This is a genomic window from Stenotrophomonas maltophilia group sp. vghtpe118 (assembly GCF_052605195.1).
In genome coordinates this window covers 1,924,267-1,939,309 of the sequence record NZ_CP199672.1, presented here as the reverse complement: position 1 = coordinate 1,939,309, position 15,043 = coordinate 1,924,267, and the positions used below count along the sequence as shown (strand labels likewise).

At 67.8% G+C, this 15,043-nt stretch carries 17 protein-coding genes and 1 other RNA gene; 3 read left to right on the top strand and 15 right to left on the bottom strand.

The features are described from left to right. Window position 1 precedes the first annotated feature (1 nt). The 7 genes from ACUDTM_RS08940 to ACUDTM_RS08910 all read right to left on the bottom strand — a co-directional run bounded on the left by ACUDTM_RS08940 (window position 2) and on the right by ACUDTM_RS08910 (window position 3,091). Window positions 2-448: a DUF192 domain-containing protein gene (locus ACUDTM_RS08940; RefSeq protein ID WP_014648292.1), complete on the bottom strand. Its 447-nt coding sequence runs from the start codon at window positions 446-448 to the stop codon at window positions 2-4. A 21-nt stretch (window positions 449-469) separates the two neighbouring features. Continuing rightward, entirely contained in the window at window positions 470-1,117 is a 648-nt protein-coding gene (rpiA, locus tag ACUDTM_RS08935) for a ribose-5-phosphate isomerase RpiA (RefSeq protein WP_014648291.1), read from the bottom strand. 23 nt (window positions 1,118-1,140) lie between these two features. Beyond that, entirely contained in the window at window positions 1,141-1,620 is a 480-nt protein-coding gene (locus ACUDTM_RS08930) for an EVE domain-containing protein (RefSeq protein ID WP_005419001.1), read from the bottom strand. Next, window positions 1,617-2,210 carry a 5-formyltetrahydrofolate cyclo-ligase gene (locus ACUDTM_RS08925; RefSeq protein WP_032954483.1) on the bottom strand — a complete coding sequence of 198 codons (594 nt, stop codon included), beginning with the start codon at window positions 2,208-2,210 and terminating at the stop codon, window positions 1,617-1,619. The genes ACUDTM_RS08930 and ACUDTM_RS08925 overlap by 4 nt, the downstream gene beginning before the upstream one ends. Before the next feature lie 83 nt (window positions 2,211-2,293). Next, window positions 2,294-2,479, bottom strand: a non-coding RNA gene (gene ssrS / locus ACUDTM_RS08920) — 6S RNA. A gap of 97 nt (window positions 2,480-2,576) precedes the next feature. Further along, window positions 2,577-2,873 carry a cell division protein ZapA gene (locus ACUDTM_RS08915; protein WP_006467013.1) on the bottom strand — a complete coding sequence of 99 codons (297 nt, stop codon included), beginning with the start codon at window positions 2,871-2,873 and terminating at the stop codon, window positions 2,577-2,579. Further along, complete coding sequence (locus ACUDTM_RS08910) at window positions 2,870-3,091, bottom strand: TIGR02449 family protein (protein WP_005418996.1); 222 nt, start codon at window positions 3,089-3,091, stop codon at window positions 2,870-2,872. The genes ACUDTM_RS08915 and ACUDTM_RS08910 overlap by 4 nt, the downstream gene beginning before the upstream one ends. Before the next feature lie 154 nt (window positions 3,092-3,245). Between ACUDTM_RS08910 and ACUDTM_RS08905 the strand changes: the two genes are divergently transcribed. Further along, window positions 3,246-3,794 carry a UPF0149 family protein gene (locus tag ACUDTM_RS08905; RefSeq protein ID WP_005418994.1) on the top strand — a complete coding sequence of 183 codons (549 nt, stop codon included), beginning with the start codon at window positions 3,246-3,248 and terminating at the stop codon, window positions 3,792-3,794. A gap of 5 nt (window positions 3,795-3,799) precedes the next feature. Then, a complete protein-coding gene (locus tag ACUDTM_RS08900; protein ID WP_088123875.1) occupies window positions 3,800-5,122 on the top strand; it encodes an aminopeptidase P N-terminal domain-containing protein in 1,323 nt (440 codons plus the stop codon). 531 nt (window positions 5,123-5,653) lie between these two features. On the opposite strand, the gene pepQ is transcribed toward ACUDTM_RS08900, so the two are convergent. The 7 genes from pepQ to rph form a co-directional block, all read right to left on the bottom strand. After that, window positions 5,654-6,985, bottom strand: coding sequence for a Xaa-Pro dipeptidase (gene pepQ / locus ACUDTM_RS08895; RefSeq protein ID WP_334271254.1), 1,332 nt, complete (start codon window positions 6,983-6,985; stop codon window positions 5,654-5,656). Between the two features lie 75 nt (window positions 6,986-7,060). Then, the gene (locus ACUDTM_RS08890; protein ID WP_005418979.1) at window positions 7,061-7,435 is read right to left on the bottom strand and encodes a PilZ domain-containing protein; all 375 of its coding nucleotides are present in this window, start codon (window positions 7,433-7,435) and stop codon (window positions 7,061-7,063) included. After that, entirely contained in the window at window positions 7,432-9,711 is a 2,280-nt protein-coding gene (locus tag ACUDTM_RS08885) for a DUF1631 family protein (protein ID WP_111008427.1), read from the bottom strand. Before ACUDTM_RS08885 ends, ACUDTM_RS08890 begins: the two co-directional genes overlap by 4 nt. A gap of 202 nt (window positions 9,712-9,913) precedes the next feature. Beyond that, on the bottom strand, window positions 9,914-11,140 hold the full coding sequence (gene hemW / locus ACUDTM_RS08880; protein ID WP_445391273.1) for a radical SAM family heme chaperone HemW: 1,227 nt from the start codon (window positions 11,138-11,140) through the stop codon (window positions 9,914-9,916). A 56-nt stretch (window positions 11,141-11,196) separates the two neighbouring features. Next, window positions 11,197-11,793, bottom strand: a complete 597-nt coding sequence (rdgB, locus tag ACUDTM_RS08875) for an RdgB/HAM1 family non-canonical purine NTP pyrophosphatase (protein WP_005410891.1) — start codon at window positions 11,791-11,793, stop codon at window positions 11,197-11,199. Continuing rightward, window positions 11,790-12,179, bottom strand: coding sequence for a VOC family protein (locus tag ACUDTM_RS08870; protein WP_061480722.1), 390 nt, complete (start codon window positions 12,177-12,179; stop codon window positions 11,790-11,792). The genes rdgB and ACUDTM_RS08870 overlap by 4 nt, the downstream gene beginning before the upstream one ends. Then, the gene (gene rph, locus ACUDTM_RS08865) at window positions 12,176-12,901 is read right to left on the bottom strand and encodes a ribonuclease PH (RefSeq protein WP_049426699.1); all 726 of its coding nucleotides are present in this window, start codon (window positions 12,899-12,901) and stop codon (window positions 12,176-12,178) included. Before rph ends, ACUDTM_RS08870 begins: the two co-directional genes overlap by 4 nt. A gap of 124 nt (window positions 12,902-13,025) precedes the next feature. Here rph and ACUDTM_RS08860 point away from each other — a divergent pair, with 124 nt between their 5' ends. Continuing rightward, window positions 13,026-13,886, top strand: coding sequence for a YicC/YloC family endoribonuclease (locus tag ACUDTM_RS08860; RefSeq protein ID WP_072168451.1), 861 nt, complete (start codon window positions 13,026-13,028; stop codon window positions 13,884-13,886). 57 nt (window positions 13,887-13,943) lie between these two features. On the opposite strand, the gene selD is transcribed toward ACUDTM_RS08860, so the two are convergent. Beyond that, window positions 13,944-15,023, bottom strand: a complete 1,080-nt coding sequence (gene selD / locus ACUDTM_RS08855) for a selenide, water dikinase SelD (RefSeq protein WP_072168452.1) — start codon at window positions 15,021-15,023, stop codon at window positions 13,944-13,946. Window positions 15,024-15,043: the final 20 nt, after the last annotated feature.

Sequence of the window (15,043 nt, the reverse complement as noted above, 5' to 3'; positions counted from 1 at the left end):
TTTACTTTTCGATGCCCGGACCGAATTTCAGCTCCGTGCCGTCCTTGAGCTGCAGCTTCTCGGCCTGGCCGGCGTTGAGTTCCAGTACATAACGCGCCGGACCGCCGCTGGGATAGGGCGGGCACATGTCGCCGGCCGAGCACGGCGGTACGTCGCGCTGCTGGCTGACCAGCCTGCGCTGGCTGTCGAAGTAAAGGATGTCCAGCGCGATCCTGGTGTTCTTCATCCAGTACGCCTGCATTTCCTCGCGGTCGTGGATGAACAGCATGCCGTGGTCGGCCGCCATCTGGTCGCGGAACATCAGCCCGCGCGCGCGGGTTTCATCGTTGGTGGCCAGCTCGACCTGGTAGCGGGCGCCGTCCAGCTCGACCCAATGGCGGGCCGCGTCGGTGGCGCAGCCGGCCAGGGCCAGCAGCGGAAGCATCAGCAGCGAACGCAACAGCGACATCGTCAGGCTCCTTCGGAAGGGTCAGAGCACGACCGGCGGCTCGCCGCCGACGATCACCACATCGGCGCGACGGCGCGCGAACAGGCCGACGCAGACCACGCCCGGCAACTGGTTGAGCTCGCGCTCCAGCTTTTCCGGATCGGTGATCTGCAAGTTGTGGATGTCCAGGATCTGGTTGCCGTTGTCGGTGACCACGCCCTCGCGCCAGGTCGGCTGGCCGCCGGTCATGTCGCGGATCTGGCGGGCGACCAGGCTGCGCGCCATCGGGATCACTTCCACCGGCAGCGGGAACCTGCCCAGCACCGGTACCTGCTTGCTCGGGTCGACGATGCAGATGAAGCGCTCGCTGGCCTCGGCAATGATCTTCTCGCGGGTCAGTGCGGCGCCGCCGCCCTTGATCAGGCACTTGTTCGGGTCGCACTCGTCGGCGCCATCGACGTACAGCGACAGGTTGCCACTGTGGTTCAGCTCGATCACCTCGATGCCGTGCTGCTTCAGGCGTGCGGTGCTCTGCTCGGAGCTGGACACGGCTCCCTTGATGCGGTGCTGGATGCGGGCCAGGGCATCGATGAAATAGGCCACGGTGGAACCGGTGCCGACACCGACGATCATGCCGTCTTCGACGTACTCGATGGCTTTCTCGGCGGCCAGGCGCTTGGCTTCGGACATGGGAAGAACTCTCAGGCGGGGAATCAGGATTTCTTTTCCAGCGACAGCAGCAGCTTCCACTGCGCGGCGGTCACCGGGAACACCGACAGGCGATTGCCCTTGGCAACCAGCGGGAAGCCCTCGCCGAGCTCGTCAGCGTGCAGCTTGATCTCGTCCAGCGCGATCACCTGCTTGAGCTTGCGGTCGAAGGCCACGTCCACCAGCATCCAGCGCGGGTTTTCGCGCGTGCTCTTGGGGTCGTGGTAGTCGGATTTCGGGTCGAACTGGGTGTCGTCCGGGTAGGCTGGGCTGGCGACGGTGGCCAGGCCGACGATGCCGGGCACCTTGGTGTTGGAGTGGTAGAACAGGATGCCGTCGCCCACCTGCATGCCATCGCGCATGAAATTGCGCGCCTGGTAGTTGCGCACCCCGTTCCAGGGTTCGACCTTGACCTTGGCCAGGTCATCGATGGAGAAGGCGTCCGGTTCGGACTTCATCAGCCAGTAGCGCTTGCGGGCGGTCATGCGTTCACGGGGGCAGCGGAGGGGAACAGGGTGCCGTCTTCGGTGCAGATCGCATCCACCGGCACGTCCCACGACGCCACCGGCAAGGACTCGACCTGCTGCACCGCGAACGCAGCACCGACCAGCCAGGGCGGCGCCGGCCGGTCGTGGCGGAAGGCGAAGCTGCGATCATACCAGCCGCCCCCCATGCCCAGCCGACGGCACTGTGCGTCGAAACCCACCAATGGAGTCACGACCAGCGCCATCCGTTCCGGTTCCAGGGTGTCTTCCACGGCCACGTCCGGCTCGGGGATGCCATAGCGGTTGCTGGTCAGCGGCTGCCCGGGCCGCCATGGTGCGAAGCGCAGCACGTCGCCGGCCAGCACCGGCAGGCAGTAGGTGAGTCCTTCGGGCAGCTGCAGCTGCCAGCGGTGCAGGGCGATTTCGCCATCCAGCGCCCAGTAGCCGGCCACGGCGCCTTCGCGCGGGGCGAACGGCAGGGCGAGCAGGGCATCGGCAAGCGATTCGGCGGCGGCGATGCGCTCACCAGCGTTAAGGTCACGGCGGCGTTGCCGCAGGTCGTGGCGCAGGGCCTGGCGCGGGTCGGTCATGGCAGCGAGCGGCAAGGATCAGCCGTCATTGTGCCGGAAAGAACAAGGGCGACGCCCGAAGACGCCGCCCTTGCTGGAATATTGCATTCTCCGCAATGTCGATGCATGCGAAACGACCTTGAACCCGGGGGCTCAAGTGGGAACGCTGGAGAACCATCGGGCTTCCCGCTACAAGGCGGACCTGCACTCCCGGCGCTGTCGCGCTCCCGGTGTCGTTCTTAAGGGACAAGGCGAATGTTTGCACATGCCGTCGAGTACCGCAGAGAACGCGTGGCCATTATAGCCAGCACGCAGGATCTGGATAGGCCGTTCGTCGGCAACAGTCCGTGCCAATTCAGATATGAGAAGACGCGTTGTGCACGGTCTTCAGGCGCCGCCGTCGATCGCGCGGTCCAGGCGCCGGTTCAGGTCGGCCAGCGTCTGCTGCAGCGCCACGGCCTGGCGGGCGTTCTCGTCGCGCAGCAGCTGCAGTTCGTGGGCCAGGTTCAGCGCGGCCAGCACGGCGACGCGGTCGACGGCGGCCATGCGGTTGCTGCCGCGGATCTCGCGCATGCGCGCATCGAGCAGGCGTGCGGCGGCCATCAGGCTGTCGCGCTCATCGCCGCCGACGCCCACGGTGTATTCACGATCGAGGATGCGGACACTGACCGGTTCGGCGCTCATGTGTGCTGCTCCAGGGATTTGAGCCGGCTGATCATCGCTTCCACCCGCGAGCGTGCCTGCTCGTTCTTGGCCAACAGCGTCGAGCGCTCGGCCACCAGCTGTTCCTGCTGGTGGCGCAGGCTGCGGTTCTCCTCGGCCAGACGCTGGTTGCGTTCAAGCAACGCGTCCACGCGGGCGGCAAAGTCCTGCAGCTGGGCAAGGGGATCGGCGGGTTCCATGCGGGCACGATAGGCAAGCCGGGTGAGGGCGGTCAAGCGCTGTCGCAGCAAGGCCGGACGGCCACGAGAGGATGCCGCAGGGTTGCTACACTACGGGGTCTGACGGGCGCGCGCGTGCGCACCCCGGGTTTTCTTATTCCGAACGAGCCGCACGATGACCGAACTTCCCTCCGTCGACGACGTTACCCGCGCCAGCCAGGCGCTGGGCCTGGGCGCTACCGCTGCCGAGCTGCACGGCGCGCTGTGCGGCTGGCTGGCCGCCGGCGGCGCCCCCGGCAACGATTGGCCGGCGCGCGTGCTGGCCGACGACACCCTGCCGCCGGTGGCCGCCGACAGCGTGCTGGGGCAGCTGCTGCAGGCCACCATCAAGCAGCTGGAAGACCGTGACTTCGCCTTCGAACTGCTGCTCGCCGACAGCGACGACGTGTCCGCGCAGGCCGATGCCATGTTCAGCTGGACCCGCTCGTTCCTGGGCGGCTTCGGCCTGGGCAGTGGCGGCCGCCGCCCGGCCCTGTCCGAAGAGGGCGAAGAAGCGCTGACCGACATGGCCAGCCTGGCGCGTGCGTCCAGTGAGGATTTCGAGGCCGGCGGCGATGACGACGACGAAGCCCTGTCGGAGATCGAGGAGTTCATCCGCGTGGCGGTGCTGCTGCTGCACGGCGACGTGGTGCTGGCCGCGCGCCATCGGCAGCGCCTGAACTGATGGATATCAAGCAGCGTACCGGCATCGCGGCCGGCGAATACAAGCGTCGCCGCCGCCAGCTGATGGACATGGCTGGCGAGGACGCGATCCTGGTGCTGCCGGCCGCAGCCGAGAAGGTGCGCAGCCTCGATACCCATTATCCGTTCCGCCAGGATTCGGATTTCCAGTACCTGACCGGCTTCCCGGAACCGGAAGCGGTGCTGGTGCTGATTCCGGGCCGCCGCCACGGCGAGGCCATCCTGTTCTGCCGCGAGCGCGATGCCGAGCGCGAGGCATGGGACGGCAGCCGCGCCGGCCAGGAAGGCGCGGTAGCGCAGTACGGGATGGACGATGCCTACCCGATCGATGATCTGGACGACATCCTGCCGGGCCTGTTGGAAGGGCGCTCGCGCGTCTACTACCACTTCGGCCGCGACGCCGACTTCGATCTGAAGCTGATCGGCTGGGTCAACCGCGTGCGTTCGCAGGTACGCCACGGTGCGCAGCCGCCCCATGAGTTCCTGGAGCTGGGCCACCTGCTGCACGAGCAGCGCCTGTTCAAATCCGGCGCCGAAGTGGCACTGATGCACCACGCCGCACAGATCAGCGTGCGTGCGCATCTGGCGGCGATGAAGGCCGCCAGGGCCGGCATCCACGAGTATGAACTGCAGGCCGAGCTGGAACGCGTGTTCCGCGCCAGCGATGCGGTGCCTGCGTATTGCAGCATCGTCGGTGCCGGCCGCAACGGCTGCATCCTGCATTACCGCGACAACAACGCGCGGTCGCGCGATGGCGAGTTGGTGCTGATCGATGCCGGTGCCGAGTACCGCGGCTACGCCAGCGACATCACCCGCACCTTCCCGGTGAACGGCCGCTTCAGTGCCGAGCAGCGCGCGCTGCACGACCTGGTCGGTGAAGCGCAGGCGGCGGCGCTGGCCCAGGCCAAGCCGGGCGTGCCCTACGAGGCCGGCCATCTGGCCGCAGTGCAGACCTTGACCGAGGGCCTGCTGCGCCTGGGCCTGCTGAAGGGCACGCTGGAAAAAAATCTGTCCGAAGGCCTGTACCAGCGCTTCTACCGGCACAAGACCGGCCACTGGATCGGATTGGACGTGCACGATGTGGGCGATTACCGCCTCGCCGGTGATTCACGTCTGCTGGAGCCTGGCATGGCGTTCACCATCGAGCCGGGGCTGTACATCGGCGTGGACGACACGACGGTGGAACCGCGTTGGCGCGGTATCGGCATCCGCACTGAAGACGATGTGCTGATCACCGATGATGGCCATCGCGTGCTGACCGAAGGCCTGGCGCGCAGCGCCGATGAGATCGAAGCGGTGATGGCGGGGTAGGGTGTTTTTCTGCAGGGCTTGCGGCCCTGCACCCGCAGAGGCAACAGCTGGAGCAACAGCAACAGCAACAACGGGTTATCCGTGGGATGGCGGGGCACTGTGGGTTTGCGGGGACGCCGCAAGTACATCCCTGTAGGCTTGGTCGCCGCATCCATGCGGCTCACACCCCGCAAACCCACAGTGCCCCACCTTCGACAGGTTCGCGCGGCTGTTGGTGGGTGCCGATCGTTGGTCGGCACATCTGTCAGATATCGAATGAATCATCCACGCATGGCGTGGATCTACTGGTAGGTGTCGACCTTGGTCGACACAGAGCGAGCGCAGCAAGCGACCCGCTTTCGCTTTTCTTTCTTTCTTCCGTGGTTGGACGCACACGGAAACTGTCAGAGGTGGGGCGGGGTGGGTTCGCGGGGGTGTCCGCGGCATGGATGCCGCGGCCAAGCCTCCAGGGATGGATTCACGGCGTCCCCCGCGAACCCACCCCGCCCCGCCAAGCGCGGCTATTGCTCCAAGCAGCCAACCACGAGGGGCTCAGCCGTTGGCCGCCGCAAACGCCGGCCGCGTCAGGTTGTCCGCTTCGCCGTCGGTGCACAGCACTTCGTCTTCGATGCGGATGCCGCCATACGGACGGAAGAAGTCCACGCGGTCCCAGTTGATCGCATCACCGTGGCCAGCGTCCTTCACTTCATTCAACAGCATGTCGATGAAGTACAGGCCCGGTTCGATGGTCACCACCATGCCCGGCTCCAGCACGCGGGTCAGGCGCAGGTACGGGTGGCCCGCCGGGCGCTCGATGCGGCCGCCTTCGTCGCTGGCCGCGAAACCGGCCACGTCGTGCACCTGCAGGCCGATCAGGTGGCCGATACCATGCGGGAAGAACGCGGCGCTGACGCCGGTCTCCAGCGCGGTTTGCGGCGAGACCTTGATCACGCCGAAGTCCTTCAGTACGCCCATCAGCGAAAGATGTGCGTCCACGTGCAGCTGCTTGTAGTCGAAGCCCGGGCGCACCGCTGCGCACATCTGCTGCTGGGCAGCGTCGACGGCGGCGATCATCGCCGCAAATTCGTCGTGGCCCTGCGCGGCGTAGGTGCGGGTGATGTCGCTGGCGTAGCCGTGGGCACTGGCGCCGGCATCGATCAGGAAGCTGCGCAGCGGTTGCGGTGCCTTGCGGCCCAGCTCGGTGTAGTGCAGCACGGCGGCATGTTCGTTCAACGCCACGATGTTGCCGTACGGCAGCTCGTTGGCGTCCTGGCCGACGGCCTGGCAATAGGCCATGTGGATGCTGAACTCGTCGGCGCCGTTGCGGAACGCGGCTTCGGCGGCACGGTGACCACGCACGCCCAGCACCTGCGCCTGACGCATCAGCGCGATCTCATACGGCGTCTTGCTGCCGCGGTGCCATTCCAGGTAATTCACCACCGGCGCCGGGTTGTTCGGCACGTAGTTGCCCAGCGCGCTCTGCGGTTCGCCGAGGATCGCGCAGCGCGATGGATCGGCCGGCAGCAGCGCCAGCGCGTCTTCCGGCTTGCGGATGATGTGGATGTCGAAGTGCTCCACCCACCAGCCGCTGGGGGCATCCGGCACCACGTGCCAGTAGTCGAAGGGCTGGTGGAAGATCACCGCCGGGCGCTTGCCGGGGGTGAACACGATCCAGCTGTTGGGCACGCGGGTCAGCGGCAGCCAGGCCTTGAACTGCGGATTGACCGCGTACGGGTAGTCGCGATCGTCGAACACCTGGTAGTGCAGGGTGCCGCTGGGCACCACCAGGTGATCGAAGCCGCCGCGGGCCAGCGCCTGTTCGGCACGTCGGCACAGCACGGCCAGGTGGTCGGAATACAGGGCGCCGGGGTCTTGCTGGATCATTGCGGTGGCTCGACACGGAAAACGGCCCTAGATTCTGCCGCATACCGGGAAAAACCGCTGTGCTGGAACCGGCACTCAGGCCGTCGAAACCGGCCCCTCGTCGCTGTCTTCGCCCACCCACTGGCGCAGCAGCTGCCGATGCTCGCGCGACAGGGTGAGGAACCGGAAGCCGGTCCAGCTCTGTCCGGGGGCGTGTGCAGGTTCGCTCCACAGCAGGTGCACGCCCACGTCGATGTCCTGGTGGCGGCCGTCGCCCAGCGGCAAGGGGAAGCGCAACTGGTACAGCGCATCCTCGCGCAACGGTGCGCTGGCCAGCATCAGCATGCCGGTTTCGGAGATATTGCCGAGCCGGCCCACCACGCTTTCGCGCATCTGGTCGGTGACCGGTACCAGGTCCGAGACCTGGCGGCGCGGTGCGCGGCGGGTGTCCTGCGGCGGTTGGGTGATCATGCGGAGGTCTCCTGCGTATGGCCGGCCGCCAGTGCACGCAAGGCGCCAAGGCTGGCCTCCCAGGCACGGTCAACCAGCCGGGCCTTGTCCTCAGTGACCAGCTGCGCCTGGCCGGCGCTGATCTGCCGGGCCAGCGTATCCAGGTCGGTATCGGCGATCTTCTGCCCGCGTGGATTGACCAGCAGGGCGTGGCCGGTCAGCAGGCTGTACCAGGACAGGCGCTGGCGGCGCAGTGTGCCATCGCCAGTGTCGATGTCGAACCAGCTGCCGAAGGGCAGGGAGGACAGCTGCTGGTAAGCGGCTTCCTCGGCACTGCTGCGCGGTGTGGCGGGCGTCGTGCCGGCGGCCGTACCGGCGTGCTCGCCCAGGCGCGCGCGTGCCTTCAGGCGGGCACTGAGTTCGGTACGCGAGGTGCTCTCGTCCTCGCCGCCAGGCGTGGCCAGCCTGCGTGCGACGGCGGCGGCTTCCTCGGCGTGGTAGCCGACCTGCAGCAGGGCGGCCTCGACCTCGGCAGCAAGCGTTGCATCGGTGCCGCCGGGTGCATCAACGGGTTGCGCGGTGATGGCGGCGATGCGTTGGGTCTGCTGCAGGCGTTCCTGCCACTGCGATGAATCGTCGCCGTGGCGCAGGCGGGTCAGGGTGAGGGCATCGGCCCAGGCCTGACGCAGCAGGGTCTGCACGAAGCGGGGCGGCTGCTGCGCGTCGCAGCACTGGTCGATCTGTGCACTGGCCTGTCGCCGCGCGAGTTCCAGCCGCTCCTTGCCGCGTGCAGCTTCGACATGGCGGCGTTCGGCCAACTCGGCGCGATGCGCTGCGGCGCGCTGATGCTGCTGCACGTCCTCGTTCGCGCTGGCGAAGGCCTCCGGCGCCCGCGCATCCTGACCCAGCAGGCCCTGCACGCTCTGTGCCATGCGCTGCAGCAACTGCGGGTCGACATCATCGTCGCCCAGCCAGTTGGCGCCGACTTCGGCAATCTGGTTGAGCAGTTCGCGCGCGGGGTGCTCGTCGCGCACGAAGAAGCCGGGGTCGGCCATTGCCGCACGTGCCAGCGGTACCTGCAGGCGCGCCAGCAGGGCGGCCGGCACCGGGTCCGGACGCTGCTGCTGCTGCACCTGCTGCATCAGCATGCGCAGCAGGTCGAGGCTGTCGCGGTCGTGGCTGCCCAGCTGGGCCTGCATGCCATGCTCGCTGCGCAGTTGCGCCACCACGGCCGCCTGCAGGTCGGCTACGCCGGTGGCGGCGCTGGACTGCGCCTGCAGGCGTGCGAGGACCGCATCCACGGCTGCGCTCGGCACTGCATCGCGATCCGCAGGTGCTGCGCTGGCATGGCGTGCCTGCTGCAGCAGCGCATGCAGCGCGCTGCCCGTGGAGGTGGTCAGGCCCGGCAAGGCCGCGCCGGCCGTGCTGTCATCCTGGAAAGCGTCCTGCACCAGGCTCGACCAGGAGCCGGCCGGTGCCGATCCGTTCCAGCCGGTCAGTGGCGCGGCGGCACGCTTTGCCGGCTGCGTGGTGCGACCACCGCCCACCGACTGGGTGATGATCCGCCGGGTGCTCGATGAACGCGCCAGGTAGGGGGTGTAGACCAGGCCGGGCAGCACGCCGTGCTGGGCCAGCAGGGCATTGGCACGGTCGAGGATGTCGCCCAGGCGCTCCAGCACCTGGCGTTCGAAGCTGCGGTACAGCGCCAGCTGAACGTCGACAGCGAGCGAATCCTGTTCGGCAATCCGGCGCAGCATGGCGCACAGTGCCTGCGGTGCCAGCGGCAGGGTGTCGGCCTCGAAGGCCGGTGCTGCCGCCAGTACGCCCAGGCGTTGGCCCAGCAGGTTCAGCGTGTTGGTCGAACGCAGCGTCTCCCGCCGCACCATCTCGGTCAGCAGCAGGTCGCGGTCCACTTCATGCTCATCGACCAGCGACAGCCCGAGCATGCCGGGCAGCGGCGGCGGCGTGGAACCGGGGCTGAAGTGGGCCGTGGGTTCGCGCAGCCGTATCAGCGCATCGGCCACGGCATCAAGCATGCGGTCAGCGAAATGACCGGAGAAGGCATGCAACTGGCCGCGCTGGGCCATCAGCTCCGCCTGCAGCTGCGGATTGCGCGCGCGATCCGCGTCGTGCAGCAGCGTCTGCTCCAACGCTTCGACGGTCAGGATCAGCGGCGCGGCCAGCGTCTGCCGGCACAGGCCGATCAACGCGCCCAGCAGCTCACGCACCCGCGGTGGCAGGTCGCTGGCGGCCAGACGGGTTTTGTCGGCAGAGGTAATGGAAAAGACAGCTGACATCGGCGAGCGGTACCCGGATTCCCGCGGATCGATCTTGTGAATCTACCGTGTCGGCCGCAGTCGGCGCTACTTTAGGGTGAACGTGTCTCACGTCCGCTGGGGGGGACGACGGATGAGCGGTGGTGCAGGTCACTGGCCGGCAGCGCTGTCTCCACCGGAGTGCGGGCCAGCGCCCGGCACTACCCGCTAACGGCGGGAAGGTCTATTCCTCCAGGAACAGGCTCACCACATCGTTGGTGAATCGGCGGCCCAGCTCGGTTGGCTGTACGTGGCCATCCGCCACGTCCAGCCAGCCGCGCTGCACGGCCTCGCCCAGGGGCGCGTCCAGCACGCTGCGCGGCAGCCCGGTGCGCGACTCGAAATCGCGCAGGCCGAAACCTTCGTGCAGGCGCAGCAGGTTGAGCATGTACTCAAACGGCAGGCGCTCGGGTGCGACCACATCGTCGCCACCGAACGAGGCCGGGGTGCCTGCGCTGTCCAGGTAGGCCTGCGGGTGCTTCAGTTTCCAGCGGCGCAGCACGTGTTCTTCGGCACCCGAGCTGATCTTGCCGTGCGCGCCGGCACCGATGCCAAGATAGTCACCGAAGCACCAGTAGTTCAGGTTGTGCGCACTCTGCCGACCGGGGCGTGCGTAGGCGCTGACTTCGTACTGGCTGAAACCGGCCTGCGCCAGCAGCGACTGGCAGTGCTCCTGCATGTCCCAGGCATTGTCTTCATCGGGAATGCCCTGCGGCGGACGCGCGAAGAACACCGTATTCGGTTCCAGGGTCAGCTGGTAGTGCGAGATATGGGCCGGTTGCAGTGCAAATGCACGTTCCAGATCGGCCTCGGCACCGGCCAGGGTCTGTTCCGGCAGCGCGTACATCAGGTCGATGTTGAAGTTGTCGTAGCCCGCGTCCTGCGCCATCTTCACCGCGCGCTCGGCTTCGCTACTGTCGTGGATGCGGCCCAGGCGCTTGAGCATGGCATCGTCGAAACTCTGGATGCCGAAGCTGAGGCGGTTCACCCCGGCCGCGCGGTAGCGGTCGAAACGGCCATGCTCGGCGGTGCCCGGGTTGGTTTCCAGGGTGATTTCGGCATTGGGCGCGAAGCGCAGGCGTGCGCTGGCCTGCTGCAGGAAACGGTCGATCGCTTCCGGCGGGAACAGGCTGGGCGTACCGCCGCCGAAGAACACGCTGTGCACCACCCGGCCCCAGACCAGCGGCAGGTCCTGGTCGAGATCGCGCAGCAGCGCATCGATGTAGCCATCGAACGGCAGCTCACCCTTGGCCTGGTGCGAGTTGAAATCGCAGTACGGGCACTTGCGCACGCACCACGGCAGGTGCACGTACAGCGACAGCGGTGGCGGCACCAGCCGCGGCGGGCTGTCGTGGGCAGCGGAGCAGGCTTCGCCGGGCAGGTGGTTGCAGTGGTCGTGGTCGTGCGGCATGGGCTTCTTCGGTAGTGCCGGCCACTGGCCGGCTTCCCTGGTTCGATCAGGCGGCGTCAGTACAGCGTCGCCAGCTGCTGCTTGAGCTGCTGCAGGGCGATGGCACGGTGGCTGATGGCATTCTTCAGTGCCGGCTCCATTTCCGCGGCGGTCAGGCCGTGGGTGGTGTCCAGGAATACCGGGTTGTAGCCAAAACCATTCGTGCCACGCAGCTCGCGGATGATCTGTCCTTCCCAGCGCCCTTCGCAGATCAACGGCTGCGGGTCGGTGGCGTGGCGCAGCAGCACGATCACCGCATAGAAGCGGGCGCTGCGCTGGCCGTCGGGAATGTCGGCCATCGCGTCCAGCAGCTTGGCGTTGTTGGCCGCCGCGTTGGTCGGGTGGCCGGCATAGCGCGCGCTGTACAGGCCGGGCGCGCCGCCGAGTGCATCGACGATCAGGCCCGAATCATCGGCCAGTGCCGGCAGGCCGGTCGCTTCGCAGGCCGCGCGTGCCTTCAGCAGCGCATTCTCGACGAAGGTCAGGCCGGTCTCTTCCACGTCGCCCAGGCCCAGTTCGGCGGCCGAGGTGATCTGCAGCGGCAGGTCGGCGAGGATCTCCTGCATCTCCACCAGCTTGCCGGCGTTGTGGCTGGCCAGTACCAGTTTCTTCATTGACGGGGCTCCAGCAGGTCCCAGGTGTTGCCATACAGATCGCGGAACACCGCGACCGTTGCATAGGGTTCTTCGCGCGGCGCTTCCAGGAACTCGACGCCCGCGGCAAGCATCGCTGCGTGGTCGCGGTGGAAGTCGTCGGTGTTGAGGAAGAAGGCGACGCGGCCACCGGTCTGGTTGCCGATGCGGCTGCGCTGCGCCTCGTCGCTGGCACGGGCCAGCAACAGAGCGGCGGCGCTGCCGTCGGTCGGGCCGACCACCACCCAGCGCTTGTGGCCCTGGTCGATGTCTTCCAGCAGCGTGAAGCCGAGCTTGCCGGTGTACCAGGCAATGGCTTCGTCATAGTCGGCCACCACCAGGGTGGTCAGGGCAAGGCGCCGGTTCATGCCGACAGCGCCGCCTGCTGCGCGGCCAGCAGCTCGGCCACGCCCTTTTCGGCCAGGCCCAGCAGCGCGTCCAGTTCATCGCGACGGAAGGCGTGGCCTTCGGCGGTGCCCTGCAGTTCGATGAAGCCGCCACCGTCGTTCATCACCACGTTCATGTCGGTGTCGCAGTCGCTGTCTTCGGCGTAGTCCAGGTCCAGCACCGGGGTGCCGCGGTACACGCCCACCGACACCGCCGCCACTGCGCCCAGGATCGGGTTGCGCTTGATGTCGCCACGCTTCATCAGCACGTTCACCGCATCGACCAGGGCCACGTAGGCGCCGGTGATGGCGGCGGTGCGGGTGCCACCGTCGGCCTGCAGCACGTCGCAGTCCAAGGTGATGGTGCGCTCGCCCAGCGCGTTGCGGTCCACGCAGGCACGCAGGCTGCGGCCGATCAGGCGCTGGATCTCCAGCGTGCGACCGCCCTGCTTGCCACGGGCTGCTTCGCGGTCGCTGCGGGTGTGGGTGGCGCGCGGCAGCATGCCGTACTCGGCAGTCACCCAGCCTTCGCCCTTGCCGCGCAGGAAGCCCGGCACGCGGTTCTCGACGCTGGCGGTGCACAGCACACGGGTTTCACCGAAGCACACCAGTACCGACCCTTCGGCGTGGCGGGTGAAGCCGCGTTGGATGACGACCGGGCGGAGCTGGTCGGGCTGGCGGCCGCTGGGGCGGGAATCGGACATGGTGCGGGTTCCGTAATGGCGAGGGAGTACGCCGCCACGCCCGCGGCCTTCACGGGGCGGGCAAGGGGGCTCTGGTGAGGGCGCTAGGGTACCATTCCCCCTTTGCACGCACCGGACACATTCCATGATTCGAAGCATGACCGCCTATGCCGGCGGCGAGCGGGTCACCCCGTGGGGCACGCTGGGCTGCGAGCTGCGCTCGGTCAACCACCGCTTCCTGGAGGTCGGCACCCGCCTGCCTGAGGAACTGCGGGCGCTGGAGCCGCAGCTGCGCGAGCGCATCGCCGCGCGCCTGAGCCGTGGCAAGCTGGATCTGGTGATGCGCCTGCGTGCACCGGAGGCAGCGGCCAACCTGCAGGTGGACGAGGCCCTGCTGGGCCAGCTGGGCCGCCTGGCGCACCGGCTGACCTCGGATTTCCCCAATCTGCAGGTCAGCTTCACCGAGCTGCTGCAGCTGCCCGGCGTGACCCGCGGCGAGGCCACCGATGCCGCCGCCCTGCAGGCCGAGGCACTGGCCCTGCTGGACCAGGTGCTGGACGGCTTCGTCGAGGCCCGTGAGCGCGAAGGCGGCAAGTTGTCGGCCGCCATCAGCGAGCGCGTGGACGGCATCGAACGCATCGCGACTGAAGTGCGCACGCTGATTCCGGCCATTCGCGACGGCCAGCGCGCCAAGCTGGCTGCACGCCTGGCCGACCTGCCGCACCCGGTCGATCCCGGCCGCGCCGAGCAGGAACTGGTGCTCTGGCTGCAGAAGCTGGACGTGGATGAGGAGCTGGATCGCCTTGGCAGCCACATTGTCGAGATCCGCCGCGTGCTCAAGCAGCGCGAGCCGGTCGGTCGTCGCCTGGACTTCCTGCTGCAGGAGTTCAACCGCGAAGCCAATACGCTGGGCTCGAAGTCGGTGGACAGCCGTACGTCCAATGCCGCGGTGGAGCTGAAGGTGCTGATCGACCAGATCCGCGAACAGGTGCAGAACATCGAGTGATGTTGCATCCAGCATTACAGCCGGGGCGCCTTCGGGCGCCCTTCTCATTACAGCGTCTCAGCGGACGCTGACACCCGGCAGGCCCGCGCTCAATCGCCCCACGACGGCTGCCTGGCCGAACCCTGCGTCGTGGAAGCAGGCCAGCACCGCGGCCACCGCTTCCGGGGCGCAGGACACCAGCAGCCCACCGCTGGTCTGTGGGTCGGTCAGCAGCGGCTGCCAGTGTGCCGGCAACCCATCGGCGAAACGCACCTCCGCACCATACGAGGCCCAGTTGCGGTTGGACGCGCCGGTCAAGCAGCCGCGCTGCAGCAGCTCCAAGGCCTGAGGCAGCAGCGGCACCTGTGCGCTGTCCACCTCCGCAGCGACACCACTGGCGCGACACACTTCCAGCAGGTGGCCGAGCAGGCCGAAACCGGTGACATCGGTCATCGCGTGCACACCGTCCAGCGCGGCCAGGGCCACGCCCACGGTGTTCAGGTGGGTGGTCGACGCGATCATCTGCTGGTAGCCGTCGGCGTCCAGCACTTCTTTCTTCAGCGCCGACGAATACACGCCCACGCCCAACGGCTTGCCCAGCACCAGTACATCGCCGGCGCGGGCATCAGCATTGCGCTTGAGCCGCTGCGGGTCGAGCACGCCGATCGCGGCCAGGCCATAGATGGGTTCCACCGAATCGATGCTGTGGCCTCCAGCGACCACGATGCCGGCATCGGCGCAGGCACGCTCGCCGCCCCGCAGGATGCCGCGGATGGTCTCCTGCGGCAGCGTGTTGATCGGCATGCCGACAATGGCCAGCGCGAACAATGGTCGTGCCCCCATCGCGTACAGGTCCGACAGCGCGTTGGTGGCGGCGATGCGGCCGAAGTCGAACGGGTCGTCGACAATCGGCATGAAGAAATCGGTGGTGGCGACGATTGCCTTGCGGTCATCGAGGCGGTACACCGCGGCGTCGTCGCTGGTCTCGCGGCCGACCAGCAGTTCGGCCGGTGCCGGAAGCGCTGGCACGCCACGCAGCAGTTCGGACAGCACGCCCGGCGCGATCTTGCAGCCGCAGCCGCCGCCGTGTGCCAGCGAAGTCAGTCGTTGCGGAGCATCGGCCGTTGAAGGGGCGGGGGACTGCGCGTGCGTGGCCATGCCGACATCTCCTGCGGAAA

Coding starts and splice junctions, on each gene's coding strand:
- ACUDTM_RS08940 (WP_014648292.1), bottom strand. CDS start 448: ATGTCGCTGTTGCGTTCGCTGCTGATGCTTCCGCTGCTGGCCCTGGCC.
- rpiA (WP_014648291.1), bottom strand. CDS start 1,117: ATGTCCGAAGCCAAGCGCCTGGCCGCCGAGAAAGCCATCGAGTACGTC.
- ACUDTM_RS08930 (WP_005419001.1), bottom strand. CDS start 1,620: ATGACCGCCCGCAAGCGCTACTGGCTGATGAAGTCCGAACCGGACGCC.
- ACUDTM_RS08925 (WP_032954483.1), bottom strand. CDS start 2,210: ATGACCGACCCGCGCCAGGCCCTGCGCCACGACCTGCGGCAACGCCGC.
- ACUDTM_RS08915 (WP_006467013.1), bottom strand. CDS start 2,873: ATGAGCGCCGAACCGGTCAGTGTCCGCATCCTCGATCGTGAATACACC.
- ACUDTM_RS08910 (WP_005418996.1), bottom strand. CDS start 3,091: ATGGAACCCGCCGATCCCCTTGCCCAGCTGCAGGACTTTGCCGCCCGC.
- ACUDTM_RS08905 (WP_005418994.1), top strand. CDS start 3,246: ATGACCGAACTTCCCTCCGTCGACGACGTTACCCGCGCCAGCCAGGCG.
- pepQ (WP_334271254.1), bottom strand. CDS start 6,985: ATGATCCAGCAAGACCCCGGCGCCCTGTATTCCGACCACCTGGCCGTG.
- ACUDTM_RS08890 (WP_005418979.1), bottom strand. CDS start 7,435: ATGATCACCCAACCGCCGCAGGACACCCGCCGCGCACCGCGCCGCCAG.
- ACUDTM_RS08885 (WP_111008427.1), bottom strand. CDS start 9,711: ATGTCAGCTGTCTTTTCCATTACCTCTGCCGACAAAACCCGTCTGGCC.
- hemW (WP_445391273.1), bottom strand. CDS start 11,140: ATGCCGCACGACCACGACCACTGCAACCACCTGCCCGGCGAAGCCTGC.
- rdgB (WP_005410891.1), bottom strand. CDS start 11,793: ATGAAGAAACTGGTACTGGCCAGCCACAACGCCGGCAAGCTGGTGGAG.
- ACUDTM_RS08870 (WP_061480722.1), bottom strand. CDS start 12,179: ATGAACCGGCGCCTTGCCCTGACCACCCTGGTGGTGGCCGACTATGAC.
- rph (WP_049426699.1), bottom strand. CDS start 12,901: ATGTCCGATTCCCGCCCCAGCGGCCGCCAGCCCGACCAGCTCCGCCCG.
- ACUDTM_RS08860 (WP_072168451.1), top strand. CDS start 13,026: ATGATTCGAAGCATGACCGCCTATGCCGGCGGCGAGCGGGTCACCCCG.
- selD (WP_072168452.1), bottom strand. CDS start 15,023: ATGGCCACGCACGCGCAGTCCCCCGCCCCTTCAACGGCCGATGCTCCG.